The organism is Paracoccus bogoriensis (genome assembly GCF_019431455.1).
GTDB lineage: Bacteria > Pseudomonadota > Alphaproteobacteria > Rhodobacterales > Rhodobacteraceae > Paracoccus > Paracoccus bogoriensis.
On the sequence record NZ_JAHYSR010000002.1, the window covers coordinates 112,866 to 137,005 of the forward strand.

At 67.9% G+C, this 24,140-nt stretch carries 21 protein-coding genes and 1 riboswitch; of the genes, 17 read left to right on the top strand and 4 right to left on the bottom strand.

What is annotated here, in order from left to right:
- Positions 1–92: 92 nt before the first annotated feature.
- A complete protein-coding gene (locus KY389_RS01570; protein ID WP_219828967.1) occupies positions 93–971 on the top strand; it encodes a ribokinase in 879 nt (292 codons plus the stop codon).
- Here the strand turns inward: KY389_RS01570 and aroC are convergent.
- Together aroC and mutS are read right to left on the bottom strand one after the other, a co-directional pair.
- Entirely contained in the window at positions 959–2,059 is a 1,101-nt protein-coding gene (gene aroC / locus KY389_RS01575; RefSeq protein ID WP_219828968.1) for a chorismate synthase, read from the bottom strand. The two genes, KY389_RS01570 and aroC, sit on opposite strands and share 13 nt — an antisense overlap.
- On the bottom strand, positions 2,056–4,677 hold the full coding sequence (gene mutS, locus KY389_RS01580; RefSeq protein ID WP_219828969.1) for a DNA mismatch repair protein MutS: 2,622 nt from the start codon (positions 4,675–4,677) through the stop codon (positions 2,056–2,058). Before mutS ends, aroC begins: the two co-directional genes overlap by 4 nt.
- 59 nt (positions 4,678–4,736) lie before the next feature.
- A riboswitch (TPP riboswitch) is annotated at positions 4,737–4,834 on the top strand.
- Positions 4,835–4,865: 31 nt separating this feature from the next.
- Between mutS and KY389_RS01585 the strand changes: the two genes are divergently transcribed.
- The 10 genes from KY389_RS01585 (at position 4,866) to KY389_RS01630 (ending at position 15,261) form a co-directional block, all read left to right on the top strand.
- A complete protein-coding gene (locus KY389_RS01585; protein WP_219828970.1) occupies positions 4,866–5,834 on the top strand; it encodes a thiamine ABC transporter substrate-binding protein in 969 nt (322 codons plus the stop codon).
- Entirely contained in the window at positions 5,813–7,342 is a 1,530-nt protein-coding gene (locus KY389_RS01590) for an ABC transporter permease family protein (protein WP_219828971.1), read from the top strand. Before KY389_RS01585 ends, KY389_RS01590 begins: the two co-directional genes overlap by 22 nt.
- Positions 7,332–8,018 (top strand): thiamine ABC transporter ATP-binding protein, encoded by a 687-nt coding sequence (locus KY389_RS01595; protein ID WP_246587878.1) that lies wholly within the window; start codon positions 7,332–7,334, stop codon positions 8,016–8,018. Before KY389_RS01590 ends, KY389_RS01595 begins: the two co-directional genes overlap by 11 nt.
- A gap of 123 nt (positions 8,019–8,141) precedes the next feature.
- Positions 8,142–9,212, top strand: coding sequence for a type 2 isopentenyl-diphosphate Delta-isomerase (fni, locus tag KY389_RS01600; protein ID WP_219828972.1), 1,071 nt, complete (start codon positions 8,142–8,144; stop codon positions 9,210–9,212).
- A gap of 15 nt (positions 9,213–9,227) precedes the next feature.
- A complete protein-coding gene (locus KY389_RS01605; protein ID WP_219828973.1) occupies positions 9,228–9,956 on the top strand; it encodes a fatty acid desaturase in 729 nt (242 codons plus the stop codon).
- On the top strand, positions 9,953–10,462 hold the full coding sequence (locus tag KY389_RS01610; RefSeq protein ID WP_219828974.1) for a sterol desaturase family protein: 510 nt from the start codon (positions 9,953–9,955) through the stop codon (positions 10,460–10,462). The genes KY389_RS01605 and KY389_RS01610 overlap by 4 nt, the downstream gene beginning before the upstream one ends.
- A 4-nt stretch (positions 10,463–10,466) precedes the next feature.
- On the top strand, positions 10,467–11,687 hold the full coding sequence (locus tag KY389_RS01615) for a glycosyltransferase (protein WP_219828975.1): 1,221 nt from the start codon (positions 10,467–10,469) through the stop codon (positions 11,685–11,687).
- A gap of 9 nt (positions 11,688–11,696) precedes the next feature.
- On the top strand, positions 11,697–12,854 hold the full coding sequence (gene crtY, locus KY389_RS01620; RefSeq protein WP_219828976.1) for a lycopene beta-cyclase CrtY: 1,158 nt from the start codon (positions 11,697–11,699) through the stop codon (positions 12,852–12,854).
- Complete coding sequence (locus KY389_RS01625; protein ID WP_219828977.1) at positions 12,851–14,347, top strand: phytoene desaturase; 1,497 nt, start codon at positions 12,851–12,853, stop codon at positions 14,345–14,347. Before crtY ends, KY389_RS01625 begins: the two co-directional genes overlap by 4 nt.
- Entirely contained in the window at positions 14,344–15,261 is a 918-nt protein-coding gene (locus KY389_RS01630) for a phytoene/squalene synthase family protein (RefSeq protein WP_219828978.1), read from the top strand. The genes KY389_RS01625 and KY389_RS01630 overlap by 4 nt, the downstream gene beginning before the upstream one ends.
- Before the next feature lie 22 nt (positions 15,262–15,283).
- On the opposite strand, the gene KY389_RS01635 is transcribed toward KY389_RS01630, so the two are convergent.
- Both KY389_RS01635 and KY389_RS01640 read right to left on the bottom strand, forming a co-directional pair.
- Positions 15,284–16,171 (bottom strand): polyprenyl synthetase family protein, encoded by an 888-nt coding sequence (locus KY389_RS01635; protein WP_219828979.1) that lies wholly within the window; start codon positions 16,169–16,171, stop codon positions 15,284–15,286.
- Positions 16,172–16,435: 264 nt separating this feature from the next.
- Entirely contained in the window at positions 16,436–17,218 is a 783-nt protein-coding gene (locus KY389_RS01640; protein ID WP_219828980.1) for a DUF4394 domain-containing protein, read from the bottom strand.
- Positions 17,219–17,406: 188 nt separating this feature from the next.
- Here KY389_RS01640 and KY389_RS01645 point away from each other — a divergent pair, with 188 nt between their 5' ends.
- The 6 genes from KY389_RS01645 (at position 17,407) to KY389_RS01670 (ending at position 24,110) form a co-directional block, all read left to right on the top strand.
- Positions 17,407–17,970: a sigma-70 family RNA polymerase sigma factor gene (locus KY389_RS01645; RefSeq protein ID WP_343222883.1), complete on the top strand. Its 564-nt coding sequence runs from the start codon at positions 17,407–17,409 to the stop codon at positions 17,968–17,970.
- Positions 17,967–18,701, top strand: coding sequence for an anti-sigma factor (locus tag KY389_RS01650; protein WP_219828981.1), 735 nt, complete (start codon positions 17,967–17,969; stop codon positions 18,699–18,701). Before KY389_RS01645 ends, KY389_RS01650 begins: the two co-directional genes overlap by 4 nt.
- A 117-nt stretch (positions 18,702–18,818) precedes the next feature.
- Entirely contained in the window at positions 18,819–19,604 is a 786-nt protein-coding gene (locus KY389_RS01655; protein ID WP_219828982.1) for a hypothetical protein, read from the top strand.
- 203 nt (positions 19,605–19,807) lie between these two features.
- Positions 19,808–20,929 (top strand): GDP-mannose 4,6-dehydratase, encoded by a 1,122-nt coding sequence (gene gmd, locus KY389_RS01660; protein WP_219828983.1) that lies wholly within the window; start codon positions 19,808–19,810, stop codon positions 20,927–20,929.
- A gap of 8 nt (positions 20,930–20,937) precedes the next feature.
- Complete coding sequence (fcl, locus tag KY389_RS01665; protein ID WP_219828984.1) at positions 20,938–21,900, top strand: GDP-L-fucose synthase; 963 nt, start codon at positions 20,938–20,940, stop codon at positions 21,898–21,900.
- Positions 21,900–24,110, top strand: a complete 2,211-nt coding sequence (locus KY389_RS01670) for a tetratricopeptide repeat protein (RefSeq protein WP_219828985.1) — start codon at positions 21,900–21,902, stop codon at positions 24,108–24,110. Before fcl ends, KY389_RS01670 begins: the two co-directional genes overlap by 1 nt.
- The last annotated feature ends 30 nt before the right edge of the window (positions 24,111–24,140 follow it).

Here is a 24,140-nt window from a genome sequence, read left to right on the forward strand (position 1 = left end):
CCAGGAGCGCGCCCCTTTCGGGGCGCGTTTTGCGTTTCTGGACAAGCCGCGTGCGGCGGCTTCACATGAGCGTCGGTCGTAAGGAGGGGAACATGGCGATCTGGAATCTGGGGTCGATCAATATCGACCACGTCTATCGCTTGCCGCATCTGCCGCAGCCTGGCGAGACACTGGCGGCGCACGGCTACGGACTGGGTCTTGGGGGCAAGGGCGCAAACCAGTCTGTCGCGGCGGCGCGGGCGGGCTCGGTCACGCATCATCTGGGCGCCATGGGGGCGGGCGATGACTGGGTTGTGGCGCGCCTGGATGCAGCCGGGATCCGCACGGGCGCGATCCAGCGCTTGCCCAAGCAGGCCACGGGTCATGCCATCATCCTGCTTGATGCCGAAGCCGAGAACGCCATCGTCATTCACCCCGGCGCCAACCGCGCCATCGACGAGGCGCGCCTGACCCGCGATCTGGCGGGGATTGCCCCTGGCGATCTGCTGCTGCTGCAAAACGAGACCAGCGCCCAGCCCGAAGCCGCCTGTGCAGCAAAGGCTCGGGGGGCGCGCGTGATCTATTCGGCGGCTCCCTTCGACCTGGCCGCCGTTTGCGCGGTGCTGCCCCATGTCACGATCTTGGCCATGAACGAAGGCGAGGCCGCGCAGCTGGCCGCCGCGATGCCCCAGGGGCCAGGCGTCGAGGCCATGCTGATTACCAAGGGGGCGAAAGGGGCTGAATATCGTGACCTGCGGACGGGTGCGGTGCATCATCAGCCCGCTTTCCGCGTCGATCCGGTGGACACGACCGGCGCGGGCGACACCTTTGCGGGTTATTTCGCCGCCGGGCTGGATCAGGGTCTGGATGTGGCGCAGGCCCTGCGCCTGGCCTCGGGTGCGGCGGCGCTGAAGGTCACGCGGCCGGGGGCGGGCGACGCCATCCCCAGCCGCGCCGAGGTCGAGGCATTTCTGGCCAATCAGCCGATCTGACCGCGCAGGCCCCCGGTCTGCGCCCGGTCCATCAACAGGTGGTCCAGGATGACGCAGGCCGCCATCGCCTCGGCCACGGGCACGGCGCGGATGCCGACGCAGGGGTCGTGGCGGCCCTTGGTGATGACCTCGATCTCTTCGCCGCGCATATTGATGGACCGGCGCGGCGTGGTGATCGAACTGGTCGGCTTGATCGCAAAGCGCACCAGGATGTCCTGCCCGGTCGAGATCCCGCCCAGGATGCCGCCCGCATGATTCGACAGGAACACGGGCCCATCCGGCCCCATGCGGATCTCGTCGGCATTGTCCACGCCGGTCAGGGCGGCGGATGCCATGCCCTCGCCGATCTCGACCGCCTTGACGGCATTGATCGACATCATCGCGGCAGCCAGATCGGTGTCCAGCTTCGCATAGATCGGCGCGCCAAGACCTGGCGGGCAGCCTTGCACCAGAACCTCGATGGCCGCGCCGACGCTGTTCTGATCCTTGCGGATGCCGTCCAGGTAATCCGACCAGGCCTGAACCGCGCCTGCGTCGGGCAGAAAGAAAGGATTGTCGTTCACCGCGCTCAGGTCCAGGCGGCTGCGGTCCAGATGCATCGCCCCCATCTGCACCATATAGCCGGTGATCCTCAGGTCGGGGACCAGCCGCGCCAGCACCGCCTGCGCCACCGCCCCCGCCGCGACCCGCGCCGCGGTTTCGCGCGCCGAGGACCGGCCCCCGCCCCGATAATCGCGGACCCCGTATTTCAGGTGATAGGTGATGTCGGCATGGCCGGGGCGAAAGCTGGTGGCGATGTCGCCGTAATCCTTGGACCGCTGGTCGGTATTCTCGATCATCAGCTGGATCGCGGTGCCGGTGGTGACGCCTTCGAAGACGCCGGACAGGATGCGCACCTGATCGGGCTCGCGCCGCTGCGTGGTGTGTTTGCTGGTGCCGGGGCGGCGGCGGTCCATGAAACGCTGGATATACGCCTCGGTCAGCGGCACGCCGGGCGGCACGCCGTCCACGGTCGCGCCCAAGGCGGGGCCGTGGCTTTCGCCCCAGGTGGTAAAGCGGAACTCGCGGCCGAAGGTGTTGTAGCTCATGGTCGCGTCTCCTCGGACAGGGCTTTCAATTCATAGATCAGGTCCAGCGCCTCGCGCGGGGACAGGGCGTCGGGATGGATGGCGCGCAGCCGGTCATCCAGCGGGCGAGGCTGCCGCGCGGGCGGCGGGGCGGCGCGGAACAGCGGCAGATCGTCGATCAGCGCCATGGGTCGCGCCGATTGATGCTGGCCCTTTTCCAGCGCGTCCAGAATGGTGCGGGCGCGATCCACGACCGATGCGGGCAGGCCCGCCAGCCGCGCGACCTGCACCCCATAGCTGCGATCGGCTGCGCCCTTGCGGACTTCGTGCAGGAAGATCACTTCGCCCTCCCATTCCCGCACGGCAACCGTGGCGTTCTCGACGCCGTCCAGCTTGGCCGACAGGGCCGTCATCTCGTGATAATGCGTGGCAAACAGCGCGCGACAGCGATTGACCGCGTGCAGATGCTCCATCACTGCCCAGGCAATCGACAGCCCGTCCCAAGTCGAGGTGCCGCGCCCGATTTCGTCCAGGATCACCAGCGCGCGGTCATCGGCCTGATTCAGGATCGCGGCGGTCTCGACCATCTCGACCATGAAGGTGGACCGCCCCCGCGCCAGATCATCGGCGGCGCCCACGCGGCTGAACAGCTGGCTGACCAGCCCGATATGCGCCGCGCGTGCGGGAACAAAGGCCCCGGCCTGCGCCAGCACCGCGATCAGCGCGTTCTGCCGCAGAAAGGTCGATTTGCCCGCCATATTGGGCCCGGTCAGCAGCCAGATCGCGGGAGTCGTCCCCCTGGTCAGGTCGCAATCATTGGCGACGAAGCTTTCCGCCTTTCGGCGCAGCGCGCGTTCCACGACCGGGTGACGGCCGCCTTCGATCACGAAGGCGCGGCTGTCATCGACGCGCGGCCGCACCCAGCCTTCGCCCGACGCCAGATCGGCAAAGGCGCAGGCCAGGTCGATCTCGGCCAGGGCACGGGCCGCCTGTCCGATCCGTGCCGCCCGATCAAGGATCGCGCCGCGCAGGCGGCCGAAGATGTCGCGCTCGATTTCCAGCGCGCGGTCGCGGGCGTTCAGGATACGGGTCTCAAGCTCGCTCAGTTCGACCGTGGTAAAGCGGATCTGGTTCGCGGTGGTCTGGCGGTGGATGAAGGTCTGATTCAGCGGCGGGGCCATCATGCGTTCGGCATGGGTCGCGGTGGTCTCGATGAAATAGCCCAGCACGTTGTTGTGCCTGATCTTCAGGCTGGGCACGCCGGCCAGCGCCGCGTAATCGGCCTGCATCCCGGCGATGACGCCGCGCCCCTCGTCGCGCAGACGCCGGGTCTGATCCAGTTCGGTATCGAACCCCTCGGCCACAAAGCCGCCGTCGCGCGCCAGAATCGGCGGCTCGGCCACCAGCGCCCGATCCAGCAGCCCCACCAGATCGTCATGCCCGACCAGGTCGCGGGCGGCCTCGGCCAGCAGAGAGGGCGCATCGCCCGGCAGGCGCGCGGCAATGGCCGCAGCCTGAGCCAGCCCGTTGCGGATCGCGGCCAGATCGCGCGGGCCCCCGCGGTCCAGCGCCAGCCGGGACAGCGCGCGGTCCATGTCGGGCACGCGGGCCAGCGCCGCGCGCAGATCCGAAAGCAGCCGCGCATCCTCGGCCAAGGCCGCCACCGCATCGTGCCGGGCCGCGATCAGCGCCAGATCGCGCGACGGCGCGCTGATCCGCCGTTCCAGCAGGCGCGCGCCCGCAGCCGTCACCGTGCGGTCGATCGCCGCCAGCAGCGAGCCCTCGCGCCCACCCGAAAGGGCCTGGGTCAGTTCCAGATTGCGCCGGGTCGCCGCGTCGATCTGCATCGCGCCGCCTGCTCGTTCGCGCGCGGGCGGGCGCAGCAAGGGCAGGCGACCCTTCTGCGTCATCTCGAGATAATCGACGATGGCGCCCATCGCGGCCAGCTCGGCGCGGCCAAAGCTGCCGAAACCGTCCAGCGTCTCGACGCCATACAAGGCGCAAAGGCGACGCGCCCCTGCATTGCTGTCGAAGGCCGAGACATGCAGGTCGGTCATCACCGCGCCTGCGTCTGCGATCAGATCCGCCAGGCCAGTGTCGCAGGCCAGCACCTCGCGGGGCGCAAGCCGCGCCAACTCTGGGGCAAGGCGCGTCAGAGGGCAGTCCATCACCGAAAAACTCCCGGTCGAGATATCGACCCAGGCCAGCGCGCCCTCGTCGCGGACCACCACGAAGGCCGCCAGGTAATTGTGCCGCCGCGCCTCCAACAGCGATTCCTCGGTCAGCGTGCCCGGCGTCACCAGCCGCACCACGTCGCGCGCCACGACGGACTTCGACCCGCGCTTTCTGGCCTCGGCAGGGTCTTCCATCTGTTCGGCGATGGCCACGCGGAACCCCTTGCGGATCAGCGTCAGCAGATAGGATTCGGCGGCATGAACCGGCACGCCGCACATCGGGATGGGTTCCCCCAGATGGGTGCCGCGTTTCGTCAGCGCGATGTCCAGCGCGGCCGCGGCAGCCACCGCGTCGTCAAAGAACATCTCGTAGAAATCGCCCATGCGATAGAACAGCAGCGCACCGGGATTGGCCTCGCGGATCGCAAGATATTGCGCCATCATGGGCGTGGGCTGATCGGTCATGTCCTTCACCATGGCCTGCGTTCTAGCGCCTTGCGCGCGGGCGCGAAACCTCTACATTCGGGGCCACCTCGGGGCGCCTTTCTGGCTGAGACGCGACAGCGGACCCGTTGAACCTGATCCGGTTAAAACCGGCGGAGGGAAGGTCACGCGCCCCTTTCATCCGAAACCCCATCTGAAAGGAGGCGCCGATGCGAACCGCCCTTGCCCTGTTGCTGATGACCACGCCTGTTGCGGCACAAGACCGCGTCCTGACCGTCTATGCCGAGGATTACATCGCCAGCGAATGGGGCCCCGGCCCGGCGATCAAGTCCGGCTTCGAGGCTTTTTGCGACTGCGAATTACGCTTTGTGACCGGCGACATCCTGCCCCGTCTGCTGATGGAGGGCGAAGGCACCCAGGCCGATGTGGTCTTTGGCCTGAATACCGACGTGCTGGCTCGCGCCCGCGCATCCGGCCTGTTCGCGCCGCATGGGCAGGACACGTCCGACATGTCGCTGCCGATCGCATGGGACGACCCGATCTTTCTGCCCTATAACTGGGGCGAGACGGCCTTTGTCTATGACGAAACGCGGCTGGCAAACCCGCCCGCCAGCTTTGCCGAGCTGCTGGAGGCCGAGGATATCCGCATCGTCATCCAGGATCCGCGAAGCTCGATTTCCGGGCTGGCGCTGCTGTTCTGGGTCAAGCACATCTATGGCGATGAGGCGCCCGAGGCCTGGGCCCGGCTGGCGCCCAAGGTGCTGACGGTCACGCGCGGCTGGTCGGAAAGCTATGGCATGTTCACAAGCGGCGAGGCCGATATGGTGCTGTCCTACACGACCTCGCCCGCCTATCACATCGCGGCCGAGGATGACCCGACGAAGAAGGCCGCGATCTTCCCGGAAGGGCACTACTTCATGACCGAGGTCGCGGGTCAGTTGGCCGGCACCGATCAGCCTGAACTGGCGCAAGCCTTCATGGACTGGATCATGACGCCCGAATTCCAGGCAAAGATCCCTCTGGCCAACTGGTCCCTGCCCGCCGCCCTGCCCCAGGATCAATGGCCCCAGGTCATGCGCGATCTGCCGCGCCCCGAACTGACGCTGTTCTATTCCGAGGACGAGGCCGAGGCGCTGCGCCAGCCCGCGCTGGACGAATGGCTGCGCGCCTTCAACTAGGCCATCTGGTCGCGGCGGCTCTGGCTGCCGCGATCCTCGGCACGCTGGCGGCGGTTGCATGGTTCGCGGGCGGGCTGGGGGCGCTCAGCGAATGGGATTGGCGTGCGGTGCGCTTCACGCTGTGGCAGGCGGCCTTGTCGGCCAGCCTGTCGGCGGCGCTGGCGATCCCGGTCGCCCGCGCGCTGGCGCGGCGGCGCTTTCGCGGGCGGGGGCTTCTGGTCACGCTGCTGGGTGCGCCTTTCATCCTGCCGGTGATCGTGGCGATCATGGGGCTGATCGCCGTCTTCGGCCGCAACGGCGCCGTGAACGAGGCCCTGCGCGCCCTGGGTCTGCCCGAGATCGGCATCTATGGCTGGCAGGGCGTTATCCTGGCGCATGTCTTCTTCAACCTGCCCCTGTCGGTGCGGCTGATCCTGCAAGGCTGGCAGGCGATCCCGGCGGAACGGTTCCGCCTGGCCGCCAGTCTGGATTTCGCGCCCCGCGACATGGCGCGCCATCTGGAACGCCCGATGCTGCGCGCGACCTTGCCGGGTGTCTGGCTTTCGGTGTTCCTGGTCTGCCTGACCTCGTTCACCGTCGCCCTTGCGCTTGGCGGGGGACCGCGCGCCACCACGGTCGAACTGGCGATCTATCAGGCCTTCCGCTTCGATTTCGACCTTGGTCGGGCGGCAACGCTTGGGCTGGTGCAGATCGCGCTGTGTGTCGCCGCGCTTCTGGCGGCGCGGGCCATCGCCCTGCCTGCGGGCTTTGGCGCGGGGATGGACAGCGCCATGCCCATCCCCGCGCCGCGCGGCTGGTCGTTGGTTGCGGACGTGCTTGTGATCACGCTGGCGGCGGGGTTCCTGCTCTGGCCCATGGCCGCTGTGATCACGCATGGCCTGCCGCGCATCCCGGCCCTTCCGCCCGAGGTCTGGGACGCGGCGCTGCGATCCGTTGTCATGGCGGTCGCCTCGGCGCTGTTGTCGGTCGCCGCCTGCCTGGCGCTGGCGCTGACCATTGCCCAAGGCCGCGCCCGGTGGGTCGAGGTGGCGGGGATGCTGCCGCTGATCGCCTCGCCCCTGGTCTTGGGGACGGGGCTGTTCATCCTGTTGCGCGGCACGGTCACTCCGCAGCAGATGGCGCTTCCCGTGACGGTGGCTGTGAATGCGGCGATGGCGCTGCCGTTCGGGCTGCGCGCGCTGATCCCGGCGGCGCAGGCGCTGCGGGCCGATTATGACCGGCTGGCGGCCTCGCTGGATCTGCGCGGATGGGCGCGGCTGCGCCACCTGACCATGCCGCGCCTGCGCCGCCCGCTTGGCTTTGCGGCGGGGCTTGCGGCGGCCCTGTCGATGGGCGATCTGGGTGTGATCACATTGTTTGCCAGTGACCGGCCGACCCTGCCGCTGAAGCTTTACCAGCTGATGAACAGCTACCGGATGGCGGATGCGGCGGCGGCCTCGGTTCTGCTGATGGCGCTCAGTTTCGGGCTGTTCTGGCTGTTCGACAAAGGAGGCCGGCTTGAGCCTTGAATTCCGCGATATCCTGATCCGTCAGGGCGATTTCGCGCTGAGGGCCGATCTGACCGTGCCGCCGGGCCGCCATGCGGTGATCGGCGCCTCGGGGTCCGGGAAATCCACGTTTCTGTCCCTGATCGGCGGCTATCTGGCGCCTGATCAAGGGCGGATCTTGTGGCAGGGCTGGGACATCACCGCGATAGCGCCGGGGAAAAGACCCGTCTCGACCCTGTTTCAGCACCACAACCTGTTTCCGCATCTTACTGTGGCGCAGAATGTGGGGATGGGCCTGCGCCCCGACCTGCGGCTGGATCGCGCGCAGCGCATGGCGGTCGAGGCGGTGCTGGACCGGGTCGGTCTGGGGGGAACCGGCGCAAGGCGGCCGGGCGATCTGTCGGGCGGGCAGCAAAGCCGCGTGGCGCTGGCCCGCGTCCTGCTGCGTGCGCGCCCGGTTCTGTTGCTGGACGAACCCTTCGCCGCGCTTGGCCCGGCGCTGAAGGCCGACATGCTGGCCCTGCTGGCCGAGGTGGCGGGGGATGCGACGGTGCTGATGGTCACGCATGATCCTGCCGATGCTCGCGCTTTCGCGCCCACGACCCTGCTGATCGAGGACGGCCTTGTCCATTCCCCGCGCCCGACCGGGCCGCTGCTGGACAACCCGCCGCGGGGCCTGCGCGCCTATCTGGGCTGACGCTTGCGGCCCGCACGCGGCGGCTTATGCTGGCGGTCCAGGGCGCGACAGGCGGCGCTTGGCCGCATTGCATCGGAGGCGGCGATGGCCGTCTTGGCAGGGGCTTGGCAGAGGGGCCGCAGAATGACCGACATCACCAGCCGCAAGTCGCAGCATATCCAGATCGTGGCCGAGGGCAGGGGCCTGCAACACAGCCGCGCCACAGGCTTTGATGCGGTGCATTTCCAGCACGAGGCCTTGCCCGATCTGGATTTCGACGAGATCCGCACCGAGGCGCGGCTGCTGGGCCGGAGACTTGGCGCGCCGCTGATGGTCTCGGCCATGACGGGCGGCCCGGCCGAGGCCGCGCGCATCAACGCCCATATCGCCGAGGCCTGCCAGCACCTGCGGATCGCGCTGTCGGTCGGCTCGCAGCGGATCGCGGTCGAGGATGGCGCGGCGGGCGGTCTGGGGCGCGACTTGCGCGACCGGGCGCCCGACATCCCGATCCTGGGCAATATCGGCGCGGTCCAGTTGAATTATGGCTTTGGCCCCGATCAGGCCCTGCGCGCGGTCGAGATGATCGGCGCCGATGCGCTGATCCTGCATCTGAACCCGCTGCAAGAGGCCATCCAGCCCGGCGGCGACCGCAACTTCGCGGGCCTTCTGCCCCGGATCGAGGCCTTGGCCCGCGCGCTGCCCGTGCCACTTGGCGTCAAGGAGGTCGGCGCGGGACTTTCCGCCCCCGTCGCGCGGCGGCTGATCGAGGCGGGCGCCTCGATCATCGACGTGGCGGGGCTGGGCGGCACAAGCTGGGCCCGGGTCGAGGCCGAACGCGGTTCCGATGCCCTGCGCCGCATCGCCGCGCCCTTCCACGATTGGGGCATCCCCACGGCGGATGCGCTGCGGCAGGTGGCGCCCGTGATGGCGCCGGGGGGCGTCCTGGTCGCCTCGGGCGGGGTGCGGCACGGGCTGGACGTGGCGCGCGCGATCCGACTGGGTGCCGATCTGGCCGGGCAGGCCGCTCATGCCCTTGCCGCCGCCCGCACCAGCGCCGAGGCGCTGGTCGCCCATTTCGACGAGGTGATCGCCCAGTTGCGGATCGCCATGTTCTGCACCGGTTCGCCTGATCTGGCGGCGCTGCGCCATGCGACATTGCTGCGACAGGATGATGGCTGGCAAAGCGCCGGGCAGGGGTCTAGTCTTGGCGCGTAAGGCAGGATCGAACCCATGACCACCGCTCATCCCACGCAACGAACCGACGCCCGCACCAGCCTGACGCTGGCCGCCATCGTGATCGCGGCCTGGGCGGCGCTGCATGTCGCCGCGGTCTGGCACCTGGACGCGCTGGCGCATCCCTTGCTGGCCCTGGCCGCGCTGGCGGGCCTGACCTGGCTGTCCACCGGGCTGTTCATCATCGCCCATGACGCGATGCACGGGGCCGTGGCGCCGGGCCGCCCGCGCCTGAACGCGGCGATCGGACAGCTTGTCCTGTGGCTGTTTGCGGGTTTTTCCTGGCGCAAGCTGATCGTCAAGCACATGGCCCATCACCGCCATGCCGGCACCGATGACGACCCCGACTTCGGCCATGGCGGACCGGTCGGCTGGTATCTGAAATTCGTCCGCACCTATTTCGGCCTGCGCGAGGCGCTGTTCCTGGGCGGGGCCACCCTTCTCTATGCGGTGGTCCTGGGCGAGCGTTGGCCCTATGTCGCCTACTGGTCGGTGCCGTCGATTCTGGCCTCGATGCAGCTGTTCTATTTCGGCACCTACCTGCCCCATATGCCGCGCGAGGCCGAGACATTCCCGGACCGACACCGCGCCCGATCCTCGCGGATGAGCGATCCGATTTCGTTTCTCAGCTGCTTTCACTTCGGCGGCTATCACCATGAGCATCATCTGTATCCGCATGTCCCCTGGTGGCGCCTGCCCCGGACCCGCAAGAGGGGTGCCGAATGAGCTGGCTTGTCCCTCTGGCCATTGTCCTGGCCACCGTCGTCGCGATGGAGCTGGTCGCCTATTCGGTGCATCGCTGGATCATGCACGGCCCGCTTGGCTGGGGCTGGCACAAGTCGCACCATGACGAACATGGCGACCATCGGGGCGGGTTCGAGAAGAACGACCTCTATGGCCTGATCTTCGCCGCGATCACGGCGGGGCTGTTCATCCTGGCCTCAGGCTGGCTGTGGTGGGTCGCCGTCGGCATGTCGGTCTATGGCGTGATCTATCTGCTGATGCATGATTGCCTTGTGCATCAGCGCTGGCCCTTCCGGGCGATCCCGCGCAAGGGCTATCTGCGCCGCGTCTATCAGGCGCACAAGATGCATCACGCGGTCGAGGGCCGGGACGGCTGCGTCAGCTTCGGCTTCGTCTATGCGCCGCCGCTGGATCGCCTGAAGGATCAGTTGCGCCGGAGCGGCGCGCTGAAGCGCGACGCGGGCAAAGCCCCGGCGCGGGACCGCTGAGGGCATGGCCCGCATCGTTTTCTGCCTGCCCGCCATGCGCGGCCATCTGGGCGCCCATGGCCCGCTGGCCCGCGAACTGGCGCGACGGGGCCATGATTGTGTGCTGCTGGGCAGTCGCAGGCTGCCGCCTCTGGCGCAGGGTCTGCCGGTCCATGCGATGCCATGGGACGAGCCCGACCTGAGCGGGGTCGGACTGGCGTTGACCTTGTGGCGCACCGCCCGCGCGACCCGCGGTGTGATCCGCCATGCCCCCGCGGCCTTGCAGGCGCTGCGCCCCGATCTGGTCGTGGCCGATCAGGCCGAGCCGGGCTTTGCCTTGGCCGCCGAGGCTGCGCGGCTTCCCTGGATCACGCTGGCGGCGGGTCTGCCGCTGGATGGCGACGCCGCAGCGCCCCCGCCTTTCCTGCCCTGGCCGCATGAGGACAGCGACAGCGCAAGACGGCGCAATCAGGGCGGCTGGCGGGTCTCCGAGGCGCTGATGCTGCTGCAACGGCGCGCCCTTGCGGCAGGCTGCCGCCGTCACGGGCTGGCGCCGCGTCCGGGCGCGGGGGGCTGGATCAGCGACCGGCTGGACCTGCGCCAGATCGTGCCCGCGCTGGATTTCCCGCGCAACTGGCCCGCGCAATCGGTGGGGCTTGGCCCGCTGCGCGACGCGGAACCCGATGGCGAGCTGCCGTTGGAATTGACCGGCTTGGGCCGGCCGCTGGTCTTTGCCTCGCTGGGGACGCTGTCGGGGCGCAGGCTGCCGATGCTGCACGCGATCTGCGCGGCGGCGGCCGATCTGCCGGTGACGCTGGTCCTGGCCCATGCCGGGATGCTGACCGAAGCCGAGGTGGCGGCCCTGCCCGGCCGCCCTGTGGCACGCGCCTTGTGGCCGCAGCGCGCGGTGCTGGAACGTGCCGCGGCCTGTGTCATGCATGGCGGAATGAACACGATGCTGGACAGCGCCGCGGCGGGCGTGCCCATGCTGGCCATGCCGCTGGCCTTCGAGCAACCCGGTATCGCTGCCCGGATCGAGGCGCATGGCCTGGGCCTGCGCCTTGACGCCCGCGCCGCGCCGGGCGCGATCCGCGAGGCGCTGTTGCAATTGCTGGACGCGCCGCGCTGGCGCGACAGCCTGTCGCGGGCGCAGCAGGAACTGCGCAAGGCTGGCGGCGTTCGGCGCGGTGCCGACCTGATCGAGGGGGTGCTGGCCGGTTCTCGCATCCACGAGGCTGCCGAATGAGGGCCGCGCATGAAGTCTGACATCATCCTTGCCGGGGCAGGGCTGGCCTCCAGCCTCATCGCGCTGGCGCTGCGCCGGGCGCGGCCCGACCTGTCGGTGCTGTTGCTGGACACGGCGCCCGGCCCCTCGGACGCGCATACCTGGTCGTTCCACGATCCCGACATCCCGGCCGCCTGGCACAAGGCGCTGGCCCCGGCCAAGCGCGGCGACTGGCCCGATCAGGAGGTCCGCTTCCCCGCCCATTCGCGGCGTCTGAGGGCGGGCTACAACTCGATCGATGGGGCGGGTCTGGCGCGGCTGGTGGCCGAGGCGGGCGCGCAGGTGATCCATGACGCGACCGTCACCGACCTGGGCGCGGGCCATGCGCTTTTGCTGGATGGCCGCCGGTTCGAGGCGCCCTGCATCATCGACGGGCGCGGCGCGCAGCCCGGCCCGCATCTGGTCACGGGCTACCAGAAGTTCGTCGGCATCGAGATCGAATGCGACGCCCCCCACGGCGTGCAGCGCCCTGTCATCATGGATGCGACCGTGCCGCAGCGCGACGGCTACCGCTTCATCTATCTGCTGCCCTTCAGCCCGACCCGCATCCTGATCGAGGACACACGCTACAGCGACGGCGCCGACCTGCAGGACGCCAAACTGGCCCGCGCGTCCCATGATTACGCCGCGGCGCAGGGCTGGACCGGGCGAGAGGTCCGGCGTGAACGCGGCATCCTGCCCATCGCGCTGGCCCATGACGCGGCGGGCTTCTGGCGCCAGCGGGCCGAGGGACCGGTTCCGGTCGGCCTGCGGGCGGGGTTCTTCCACCCGGTCACTGGCTATTCGTTGCCCGTCGCGGTCGAGGTCGCCGACCTGATCGCGGCCCAGAGCGACCTGAAAACCGGGGCCGTGCGCCGCGCCGTGCGCGATTTCGCGCTGGCCCGCGCGCATCAGGACCGCTTCCTGCGGCTTCTGAACCGGATGCTGTTCCGGGGCTGCCCTGGCCCGGAACGCTACCGGCTGCTGCAACGCTTCTACTGCCTGCCCGAACCTGTGATCGAGCGGTTCTATGCGGGCCGCCTGACCTGGGCGGACAGGTTGCGGATCGTGACCGGCAAGCCGCCCATCCCGATCCGCCGTGCGCTGAGATGCCTGCCCGAGAAACCCCTGCTGAAAGGTGACACATGACGAAAGCCATCGTGATTGGTGCGGGCTTTGGCGGCCTTGCCCTGGCGATCCGCCTGCAATCGGCGGGCATCGCCACGACGCTGGTCGAGGCCCGCGACAAGCCGGGCGGGCGCGCCTATGTCTGGAACGATCAGGGCCACATCTTCGACGCAGGCCCCACGGTGATCACCGATCCCGACGCGCTGAAGGAACTCTGGGCGCTGAGCGGGCAGGACATGGCGCGCGACGTGACGCTGGTGCCGGTCTCGCCCTTCTACCGGCTGATCTGGCCGGGCGGAAAGGTCTTTGATTATGTGAACGAGGCCGACCGGCTGGAAGAACAGATCGCGCGCTTCAACCCCGACGATCTTGAGGGCTATCGCCGCTTTCGCGCCTATTCCGAAGAGGTCTATCAGGAAGGCTATGTGAAGCTGGGCACCGTGCCCTTCCTGAAACTGGGTCAGATGCTGCGCGCCGCCCCGGCCCTGATGCGGCTGGAGGCTTACCGCTCGGTCCATTCCAAGGTCGCCAGTTTCATCAGGGATCCCTATTTGCGGCAGGCTTTTTCCTATCACACGCTGCTGGTGGGCGGAAATCCCTTTGCCACCAGTTCGATCTATGCGCTGATCCATGCGCTGGAACGGCGCGGCGGCGTCTGGTTCGCCAAGGGCGGCACCAACCGGCTGGTCGCCGGCATGGTCGCCCTGTTCGAGCGTCTGGGCGGGCAGGTGATGCTGAACGCCAAGGTCGCCCGGATCGAAACCGAGGGCAGCCGCGCCACCGGCGTCACGCTGGCCGATCGCCGGCGCCTGGATGCCGACATGGTCGCCAGCAACGGCGACGTGATGCACAATTACCGCGATCTTCTGGGCCACACGTCGCGCGGGCAGGGACAGGCGCGGTCGCTGGACCGCAAGCGCTGGTCCATGTCGCTGTTCGTGCTGCATTTCGGCCTGCGCGAGATGCCCCAGGGGCTGGCCCATCACACGATCCTGTTCGGGCCGCGCTACAAGGAATTGGTGAACGAGATCTTCAAGGGCCCGAAACTGCCCGATGATTTCTCGCTCTATCTGCATTCGCCCTCGGTGACGGACCCGGACATGGCGCCTGCGGGCATGTCCACGCATTACGTCCTGGCCCCGGTGCCGCATCTGGGCCGGGCCGAGATCGACTGGTCCAAGGAAGGCCCGGCTTATGCCGACCGCATCCTGGCCAGCCTGGAAGAGCGGCTTATCCCCAATTTGCGCGCCAACCTGACGACGACTCGCATCTTCACGCCGGTCGATTTCCAGACCGAGCTGTCGGCCCATCATGGCAGCGCCTTTTCGGTCGAGCCGATCCTGACGCAATCGGCCTGGTTCCGGCCGCATAACCGCGACAAGGTGATCCGCAACTTCTATCTGGTGGGGGCGGGCACGCATCCGGGCGCAGGCATCCCCGGTGTCGTGGGCAGCGCCAAGGCCACCGCGCAGGTCATGCTAAGCGACGCCATGCCGGGCGCGGGTGCCGCATGAACCAGACCGTCGCGGCCAGCCAGCAGGCCATCGCGCAGGGCTCGCAAAGTTTCGCGGCGGCTGCGCGGCTGATGCCTGCCGGTATCCGGGACGACACGGTGATGCTGTATGCCTGGTGCCGCTACGCCGATGACGTGATCGACGGGCAGGAGATGGGCAGCCGCCCGGAACTGGCCGACAACCCTGCGGCACGGCTTGAGGCGCTGCGGGCCGACACGCTGGCGGCGTTGCATGAGGACCGGCCCATGTCGCCACCCTTCGAGGCCCTGCGCGCCGTCGCCCGCCGCCACGACTTCCCCGATGCCTGGCCGCTGGACCTGATCCAGGGCTTCGCGATGGATGTCGAGGCGCGGCAATACCGCACGCTGGCCGATACGTTGGATTATTCCTACCACGTCGCGGGGGTCGTGGGCGTGATGATGGCGCGGGTCATGGGCGTGCGCGATCAGGCAGTGCTGGATCGGGCTTGCGATCTGGGGCTGGCCTTTCAGTTGACAAACATCGCGCGCGACGTGATGGACGATGCCCGGATCGGGCGCGTCTATCTGCCTGCCGACTGGCTGGACGAGGCAGGCGCGCGGATCGAGGGAGAAATCCCGTCCGAGCTGCTTTATGCCGTCATCCTGCGTCTGCTGGATGCGGCGGAACCCTATTACGCTTCGGCGATGGCGGGGCTGCGCGCCCTGTCGCCGCGCTGCGCCTGGTCCATCGCCTCGGCCGCGCGGATCTACCGGGCGATCGGCACGCGCATCCGGCAGGGCGGCCCGCAGGCCTATCGCGCGCGCATCCGCACCTCGGGGGCGGCCAAGGCGGGGCTGGCCTTGCGCGGTGGCTGGGATGTCGCCCGGTCACGTCTGCCCGGCGCCAAGCCGGGGCGTGACGGGCTGTGGACGCGCGCCCACGGGCGCGACTAACGGGCGCGACCAGGCGCCCATTTCAGGCCGGGCGCTTCAGCCGGTGGGGCAGGACGCGGGCCAGCAGGGCCTGGATTTCCGGATGGTGAATGCGGCGGCCGCGCAGCATCCGGTCCAGTTCGGCCCGCCGCGCCTCGTATCCGCGCGACACGTCCTGAAGGTCGGCGACCGCCAGCACGCCGCGCGCGGGGCCGTCCTCGCGCCGGTCACGGCCGGTATCCTTGCCGGTCGAGGCGCTGTCGCCCAGCAGATCCAGCAGATCGTCATAGGACTGGAAAACCCGGCCCAATTGGCGACCGAAGGCGATCATCGCCTCCAGTTCGTCCTGTTCGATCCCCTTCAACGCGGCCAGCATTTCGAGCCCGGCGATGAACAGCACCCCGGTCTTGAGATCCTGTTCGCGCTGCACACCGTCAGGCGTCTTTTCGGCGCTGAGATCCAGATCCTGCCCGGCGCAAAGCCCAAGCGGCCCAAGCGCATGGGACAGGATGGCGACCAACCGCGCCTGAATGGCGGGACCGGCCCCGCGCGCGGTGGCCAGAAGGCGCATCGCTTCGGTAATCAGCGCGATCCCGGCCAGAACGGCGCGGCTTTCGCCATGCGCGACATGGGTGGCCGGCCTGCCGCGTCTGAGGCGGGCATCGTCCATGCAAGGCAGATCGTCGAACACCAGCGAGGCCGCATGAACGATCTCGAGTGCCGCGGCCGCATCGACACAGGCATCGCAGGCCCCGCCCGCAGCCTCGGCCGCCATCAGCAGCAACATGCCACGGAACCGCTTGCCCGAGGACAGGGCTGCGTCCTCCATCGCGCGGCCAAGGGCCGGAGAGGCCGCGCCAAAGCCTGCGGCGGTTTCGGCCAGCCGCTTTTCCAGTCGTGAACGCAGCCGGTCCGAAAGCGTTTCGGTCATGGCCGCCCCCGCTTTTCTTCGGTCAAGCCGGTCGTGCGACCGGGGAAAGACATGGCGTAAGACAAGATGTGCATTCTTCCCGCATCATGATGGTTTCCGTCCGCACACACGAACAATGTCCCATTCATGTTGCGGGCTGGATGTGCGGCTGTCCACCGCTATTCCGTGCGGGTCCGGTGCGTCATGGCGCGGCGATCCTGTCCTGGGCGGATCGAAAGGGGGAGCGGCTGATCGCCGCACCCCCCGGCAGGCGTGGCCCGTCGATCACATGGCGGGCATGATGGTGAGGTCGCGGATCGGGGCCTCTGCGCCCTCGATCGCGCCGACTTCGGTGGCGGCGCCGGTCTCCAGATCGACGGTATAGAGCGTGTTGTTCGTCACCAGCCAGGCGGTGTTCTCCATCGCCTCGGTCGTCTGGATGTCGAAGCCCATCACATCGCCCGGGCTCTCGATGCCAAGTGCGCCGACCGTGGCAAGGATGCCATCATTGGGCGAGGTCTGTTGCAACAATGCGCCCAGACCCGCATCCACATCGAACATCGCGGTCGAATCGGGCGTGCCGAAACTGTTCGTATAAGCGGCGGCCACGACCTGCGCGGTCTCGGTCTCGTTCGCGTCGCCCGCTTCAAAGACAAGCTCGCCATCCACGGTGACTTCGCCGGTAGCGACATTCACGCGGTGGTTGGTGGTGCCGGTCATCAGCCGCAGCCGATCGGCGGCGGGGTTGAAATCGACCACGACCTGAGCGTCGGTTTCGGGCAGGGGCGTGTCCATCGTGGACAGTTCGCTGACCGCGCCGCTGGCCGGGTCGATGGTAACAATCCGGTTGTCGTCGGTCACGCCCACCAGCGTCTGATCCGCGGGACGCAGGTCGATCCCGTGCAGGCGGTTGACGCCATCGACCTCGACCATGCCGGTCACTTGCAGGGTCGAGGTGTCGAACATCACCAGCGTGCGGTCGCCCGCCAGGCCGATCGCAGGGGCAGCAGCGGCGGCCGACAGCGACAGGGCCAGCGCGGTGGTCGAACAGGCAGCAATGCGAAACATCGTGATTTCCTCTTGTTTCGGATCGTGACGGGCGGCGCGGATCGCCGTCCTGCCCATAAAGACGCTGACCATCGCGGATCGGATGCAGAAAAAACGCAAAAGTCGTCGCGTGGGCAGGATTACGCCACTGGCCCTGCCTGGGCCAGTCTGCCCCAGGACAGGACGCCGGGGCAGAACAAGGGGCGCGCGTGGAGGATCACGACGGGAACCGAGATGGAGTGCTGGCCAGGGCGCTGGCCGATTGCGCGGCGGGCCGGGCGCGCGGGATCGACTGCATTCTTTCGACCGAGGGCGCGCAGATGCGCGGCGTGGCGCGTCGGATGCTGGGACGCGACGATCTGGCGGACGAGGCGTTGCAGGACGCGATGGTGCTGATCTGGCGCAAGGCCGCGCAACAGGCGGGCGGGGCGGGTTCGGCACGTGGCTGGATCTATGCGGTGCTGCGCAACCGCTGCCTGACGATCCTGCGCGACGGATCGCGACTGGCCAGCCTGCCGCCCGAAGAACTGACCCGTCTGCAAGAGGCACGGCAGGATCTGGTTCCCGACGACGGCTGGCGCCTTCTGGCCGGGCCGGGCCGCTTGGGCGATTGCCTTCAGGCGCTGGACGACCACAGCCGCCGCGCGATCCTGATGGCGCATGTCGCGGGCTTCAGCCATGGCGAGATTTCGGCCCGGCAGGGCGTGCCGCTGGGAACGACGAAGTCCTGGATCAGGCGCGGCCTTGCCTCGTTGAAGGAGTGTCTGTCATGAACGGGACGGATCGTGCCGAACTGGCCGCGCTGGCGGGCGATTACGCCCTGGGCCTGATGTCTGCGACCGAGGCTGCGCTGTTCGAGACGCTGATGCAGCGCGATCCGGCCCTGGCGGGCGAGGTGGCGCTGCTGAACGACCGCCTTCTGCCGCTGGACCTGTCGGCCGAGCCCGCCCCCCTGCCCGAGGGGTTCGCCGAAGGGTTGCGCGCCCGGCTGCGCGAGGTCGCAGCCGGGGGCGACCCCGCGCCGGGCGCCTGGGCCGGGACGGAACCTGGGGGCGCGGCCAACCTGAACCGGGCACCGTGGCGGCGGCGTGCAGGTCTGGCGGCGGCGCTGGTGATCGGGGTCGCGCTTGGGCTGCTGGGCGGCGCGCAGCGTCCCGCGCCCCAGCCCATCGTCGTGGCGGTGCTTCTGGACGACCAAGGCCAGCCCCGCGCCGTGATCGAGGATTACGGCAACGATACCGCGCAGATCCGCTTTGTCGCGGATGTCGAGATGCCGCCGGGCACCAGTATCGAGGCCTGGACCCTGCCCTCGCAGGATCTTGGGCCGGTTTCGCTGGGGGTTCTGGACGGGGCGCGCGCTGCGGTTCTGCGCGGGCCGGATCTGCCGCCCCCCATGGATGCCCAGCTCTACGAGATCACGCTGGAGCCACTTGGCGGCTCGCCCACCGGTCGTCCGACCGGCCCGATCATCGCCAAGGGTCTTGCGGTGGCGCAGGGTCTTTGACGCAGAGCCGGGAACGCCCCGGGCCTTGCGCCGTTGGTCCGCATCGCGCGCTGTTTCGCCGCAATCGCGGGATATGGTGTGACCGCAGGGGATCGCAGCAGCCGAAAGGATGGGTGCATGGCCGAGGAATTGCTGGATCTGGGCAAGGGTTTCTGGAACATCCGGGGCAATTTCCGGCTGGCCGGCTTGGTGAATGTCGGCACTCATGCCTCGTTGGTGCGGCTGGGTTCGGGGCGTTTCGTGTTGCTGGACAGCTACAGCCTGACCGGCCCGCTGCGCGAGCGGGTCATGGCCCTGACCGATGGCGGTCGGGCAGTCGAGGCGATCCTGAACCTGCACCCGTTCCACACCCTCCACTGCGAGGCGATGCACCGCGATTTTCCCGATGCCGCGCTTTACGGGACCGTTCGTCACCATCAGCGTCTGCCTGCCCTGCCCTGGGCCGATGCGCCGGTCGAATCAGCGGCGCTTGCCGCGCGCTATTCCGATGACATCATCCTGTCGGTGCCTGCCGGAATAGACCTGGTCTGTGCTGCCGAGCATGTCCATGCGGGCTCGGTTCTGGCCTGGCACAAGGCCAGCGGGACGCTGCATGTGGACGACACGCTGAACCTCGTTCCGGTGCCGCGCCTGCTGCGCGCGGTTCTGCCCCCGCCGCGGCTGTTCCTGCACCCGACCTTGCCGCAGGCCCTTGCGCCGGGGCCGGGCGCGGTCCGCGACTTCCGGGCATGGATCAGGGCGCTGGCCGCGCAATGCGCCGATCTCAGGCATCTGGTCGTCGCCCATTCCGGCCATCGCAGCTTCGCGCCGGGAGCCTTTGCCGAGGCGCTTCTGGCCGCGCTGCGCCGTATCTCGCCGCGTCTGGAACGCGCCGAGGCCCGACGTGGCAGCCCTGCCGTTTGAGCGCGACATCCGTCCCTTGCCTGAAACGCAGGCGCCTGTCCGTTCGGCGGGCGGCCAGCCGGGCGGTTGCCGGCCGACGACCGACTGACATCGAAGCGGCGCACAGGGCTATGGTCTTGCCTTCTGCGCTCGTCTAGAACCGGGATGCGCAGGCCAAGCCGATCCGGTCCGCGGTAAAGAGTGTCTAACCTAGGGACGAAAGCATGTCGAAACGCGCCTTGATCACGGGGATCACCGGACAGGACGGCTCCTATCTCGCGGAATTCCTGATCGCAAAGGGCTACGAAGTCCACGGGATCAAGCGCAGGTCATCCTCGCTGAACACGCAGCGGATCGACCACATCTATCAGGATCCCCATGCCGACAACGCGCAGATGTTCCTGCATTACGGGGATCTGGGCGACACGTCCTCGGTCATGCGGATCATGGCCGATGTCAAGCCGGACGAGGTCTATAACCTTGGTGCGCAATCGCATGTGGCGGTCAGTTTCGCGACGCCGGAATATACCGCCAATGTGGACGCGATCGGCACGCTGCGCATCCTGGAAGCCATCCGCTTCCTGGGACTTGAGGACAAGACCCGGTTCTACCAGGCCTCGACCTCGGAGCTTTACGGGATGGTCCAGGAAATCCCGCAGCGCGAGACGACGCCCTTCTATCCGCGATCGCCTTATGCGGTGGCCAAGATGTATGCCTACTGGATCACGGTGAATTACCGCGAGGCCTATGGGATCTATGGCTGCAACGGCATCCTGTTCAATCACGAATCCCCCCGCCGTGGCGAAACCTTCGTGACCCGCAAGATCACGCGCGGCCTGGCCAATATCGCCCAGGGACTGGAGGATTGTCTCTACATGGGCAATATCGACGCGCTGCGCGACTGGGGCCACGCCAGGGATTATGTCCGTATGCAGTGGATGATGCTGCAACAGGACAAGCCCGAGGATTTCGTGATCGCCACGGGCGTTCAGTATTCCGTGCGCCAGTTCATCGAATGGTCGGCCGCCCATCTGGGCATCACCCTGCGCTTCGAGGGCCAGGGGGAACAGGAAATCGGCATCGTCGAATCCGTCACCGGCGATGACGCGCCGGGCGTGAAGGCGGGCGACGTGATCGTGCGGATCGACCCGCGCTATTACCGCCCGACCGAGGTCGAGACCCTGCTGGGCGATCCGACCAAGGCCAGGGAGAAGCTGGGCTGGGTTCCCGAGATCACCACGCAGCAGATGTGCGAAGAGATGGTGGCCGAGGATCTGAAGGCCGCCCGCCGTCATGCGCTGCTGCGCAATCACGGCTATGACATGCCGATCTATCACGAAAGCTGAGGCCCGCCATGACCCGGATCTTTGTCGCAGGTCATCGCGGAATGGTCGGCAGCGCGATCCTGCGCCAGCTCGAGGCGCGGCGCGCCTCGGGCGAGGATCTGACGCTGATCACCCGCACCAGCGCCGAACTTGACCTGACCGATCAGGCCGCCGTGCGCCGTTTCATGCAGGCCGAGCGGCCCGATGCGGTGATCCTGGCGGCGGCCAAGGTGGGCGGGATCCATGCCAACAACACCTATCCGGCGGATTTCATCCACAAGAACCTGATGATCCAGTGCAATGTCATCCACGAGGCTTATGCCGTCGGGGTGACGCGCCTGCTGCAACTGGGGTCGAGCTGCATCTACCCGCGCGAGGCGCCCCAGCCGATCCGCGAGGATGCGCTGCTGACCGGCATCCTGGAACCAACGAACGAGCCTTATGCCATTGCCAAGATCGCCGGGATCAAGCTGTGCGAAAGCTACAACCGACAATTCGGCACGGATTACCGGTCGGTCATGCCTTGCAACCTTTACGGTCCGGGCGACAATTTCGACCCTGAAAACAGCCATGTGATGCCCGCCCTGATCCGCCGCTTTCACGAGGCCGCGCGCGAGGGCCGCGACGAGGTCGTGATGTGGGGCACCGGCACGCCGCGCCGCGAATTCCTGCATGTGGACGACATGGCGCGCGCCTCGCTGTTCGTGTTCGATCTGGACCGCGCCACCTACGAGGCGAATACCCAGCCGATGCTGTCGCATCTGAATGTCGGCTCGGGCAGCGACATCTCGATCGGGGAACTGGCCGCGATGGTCGCGCGCGTGGTGGGTTTCAAGGGCCGCATCACCAACGACCTGACCAGGCCCGACGGCACGATGCGCAAGTTGATGTCGTCGGACAAGCTGATGGCGATGGGCTGGCGCCCCGAAATCGCGCTGGAGGACGGGATCGCCGACGCCTATCGCTGGTTTCTGGAACACCGGGCAGCCTGATGGATCAACCGACGGGCACGCTGATCGCATTCCGTGCCGACCGTCTCGGGGGCCGGCTGATCGCGCTGCTGAACACGATGCGTTTCGCGCGCAGCTATGGCCTGCCGTTCGTCGTGCATTGGCGCGACAGCGACGGGATGGGCGACGGGACCGAACTGTTCTCCGAGGACTTTGTCCGCGACCATTTCATCGACAAGCAGACCTATCAGCAGATGCGCGATGCGGCGACGGCGCATGGCGCGATCATGTCCAGCAACTCGGCCGAGGCATTTCTGGATTTCCTGCGGGACGGCAGGCATATCCTGTTCGATCCGCCCTTTGACGTGCTGCGGATGCCCTTTGAATCCGAAGAGGCCGTCAGGGCCACCTTCCGCGAGGTGGTGGACAGCCTGCCTCTGAACCCGGTCCTGCAAGAGCATCTGGACGATCTGCGCGCCCGCCTGCACGATGGCCGGCGGACCGTGTCCTATCACATCCGCCGGGGCGATCTGACCAGCGACATGCGCGCCATGAACCGCGCCTGGCCCAACAAGTTCGTCCCCGACGAGTTCTTCGAGACGCATATCCGCGCCAATCTGGAAGGCTCGGGCACGCGGACGGTGCTGTTCAGCGACAACAAGGCCGTGCTGGACCGCTACACCCGCATGTTCCCCGGCCTTCTGACCTTTGCCGACATCGCCGATACCAGCGCCCTGACCCCGGTTCAGCGCGACGCGCTGGAGCTGTTTGCCATGTCACTGTCCGATCTGATCGTGGCGCCGCCCTCCTCGGCCTTTTCCTCGACCGCCAGGACGATCGGCGGCTGCGCGTTCCGCGACGTGGAGGCCGATATTTCCCCCGCGGAACGTCTGGCCGCGCTGGATGTGCTGGCCGCGCGGATGAAGGATCAGCCCGAGTTCTTTGCCAATGAGGGCGAGATCGGGCAATATATGGTCTATGTCTGCAACCATCTGGTCGAGACGGGCCGCCGGGCCGAGTTCATCCGCATCGCGCGCGCCCATGTCGAGCGCGGGCTGAACATCGCCTTCGTTCATGCCCTGCTGTTTCGCGAGATGTTCAACGAGGGCCAGTTTCAGGAAATCTGCGATCTGCGCCCGGTCGTGGATCGCGGCTTCGTGCTGTTCCAGCGCAGTTTCGCGCAGGTCGCGTTGTATCACGGCCTTGCGCTGCTGGTGCTGGGCCGGCGCGCCGAGGGGCTGCGCCAGATCGTCTCGGCCTTCTGGCACGAGCCGATCGAAGGCGAGATCAACACCTTGGCCGGCCTCTTGCGACGGCAGGGAGACTTCGACGACACGAACTTCTGGCCCACCGATCCCGTGGTCGAGCCGCTCTTTCCGAACCGGACTGTCGTGGACATCACGAGGCGCTTCTATACCGGGGCGATCTCGGCTGGGGTGCTGCAATTCAACGGCATGGTGCCCGCCAGCCGGGTCGCGGTCTGGGAATGGCCGGATTTCACGCGCTCGGACCATCGCAACAAGGAACGGTTGTTCGGGCATTTCCGCACCATCCTGAAGATCCTGGCGCGGCGCAGCTGGGCGCCCGAACCGAAGCCGCATTTCGACAGCTTTACCGGCATGATCGCCCTGCGCGAGGGCAATCTGGAACAGGCCGAGGGGCTGATCCTGTCCAGCATCGCCGCACGGCCCGATATCGCCCTGTTCCACAAGCGCCTGGCCGAGCTTCGCCACCATCAGGGCCGCCCGGACGAGGCGATGGCCGCGTTGGACCACGCAATCGGCCTGGCGCCGCATGTCTCGATGCTGCGCGCACTCAAGGGGCTGTTCCTGTTTCGTGCCGGCGATGCCGAGGCTGCCGCCGATACGCTGTGTTCGCTGATGGACGAGGGGCGGCTGCATTTTCCTTCGGTGTTCTTCCTGGCCGCGGACGCGGCGCGCAAGGCGGGTCGGATCGGGGATGCGATCCGCATGTTGCAATCAGGTCTGGACCTGTCGCCGATGCAATGGCGCCGCCAGTTCGATCTGGCCAGCATGAAGGCTGAAACCGGCGATACCGAGGGCGCGATACGGGTTCTGGACTGGGCGCTGCAATGGGCCTCTGACCATCCGCCCCTGGTGCTGCTGCAGACCGACCTGCTGATCGCCTCGGGCCAGGCCGAGCGCGCGCGGGCCGTGCTGGAGGCCGCGATCCGGCACCACCCCGACAAGAAGCAATATCAGCGGCGTCGGCACAAGCTGGAAAAGGCCTGACGCCCCGGGACCGGATGACACGCGAGGGAA

Bases quoted from the DNA above. Each gene is read 5' to 3' on its own strand.
- KY389_RS01630 (WP_219828978.1), top strand. From the start codon at position 14,344: ATGAACCAGACCGTCGCGGCCAGCCAGCAGGCCATCGCGCAGGGCTCG.
- fcl (WP_219828984.1), top strand. From the start codon at position 20,938: ATGACCCGGATCTTTGTCGCAGGTCATCGCGGAATGGTCGGCAGCGCG.
- crtY (WP_219828976.1), top strand. From the start codon at position 11,697: ATGAAGTCTGACATCATCCTTGCCGGGGCAGGGCTGGCCTCCAGCCTC.
- KY389_RS01610 (WP_219828974.1), top strand. From the start codon at position 9,953: ATGAGCTGGCTTGTCCCTCTGGCCATTGTCCTGGCCACCGTCGTCGCG.
- KY389_RS01635 (WP_219828979.1), bottom strand. From the start codon at position 16,171: ATGACCGAAACGCTTTCGGACCGGCTGCGTTCACGACTGGAAAAGCGG.
- KY389_RS01625 (WP_219828977.1), top strand. From the start codon at position 12,851: ATGACGAAAGCCATCGTGATTGGTGCGGGCTTTGGCGGCCTTGCCCTG.
- KY389_RS01655 (WP_219828982.1), top strand. From the start codon at position 18,819: ATGGCCGAGGAATTGCTGGATCTGGGCAAGGGTTTCTGGAACATCCGG.
- KY389_RS01615 (WP_219828975.1), top strand. From the start codon at position 10,467: ATGGCCCGCATCGTTTTCTGCCTGCCCGCCATGCGCGGCCATCTGGGC.
- aroC (WP_219828968.1), bottom strand. From the start codon at position 2,059: ATGAGCTACAACACCTTCGGCCGCGAGTTCCGCTTTACCACCTGGGGC.
- KY389_RS01585 (WP_219828970.1), top strand. From the start codon at position 4,866: ATGCGAACCGCCCTTGCCCTGTTGCTGATGACCACGCCTGTTGCGGCA.
- KY389_RS01590 (WP_219828971.1), top strand. From the start codon at position 5,813: ATGGCTGCGCGCCTTCAACTAGGCCATCTGGTCGCGGCGGCTCTGGCT.
- gmd (WP_219828983.1), top strand. From the start codon at position 19,808: ATGTCGAAACGCGCCTTGATCACGGGGATCACCGGACAGGACGGCTCC.
- KY389_RS01605 (WP_219828973.1), top strand. From the start codon at position 9,228: ATGACCACCGCTCATCCCACGCAACGAACCGACGCCCGCACCAGCCTG.
- KY389_RS01640 (WP_219828980.1), bottom strand. From the start codon at position 17,218: ATGTTTCGCATTGCTGCCTGTTCGACCACCGCGCTGGCCCTGTCGCTG.
- mutS (WP_219828969.1), bottom strand. From the start codon at position 4,677: ATGACCGATCAGCCCACGCCCATGATGGCGCAATATCTTGCGATCCGC.
- KY389_RS01650 (WP_219828981.1), top strand. From the start codon at position 17,967: ATGAACGGGACGGATCGTGCCGAACTGGCCGCGCTGGCGGGCGATTAC.
- fni (WP_219828972.1), top strand. From the start codon at position 8,142: ATGACCGACATCACCAGCCGCAAGTCGCAGCATATCCAGATCGTGGCC.
- KY389_RS01670 (WP_219828985.1), top strand. From the start codon at position 21,900: ATGGATCAACCGACGGGCACGCTGATCGCATTCCGTGCCGACCGTCTC.
- KY389_RS01570 (WP_219828967.1), top strand. From the start codon at position 93: ATGGCGATCTGGAATCTGGGGTCGATCAATATCGACCACGTCTATCGC.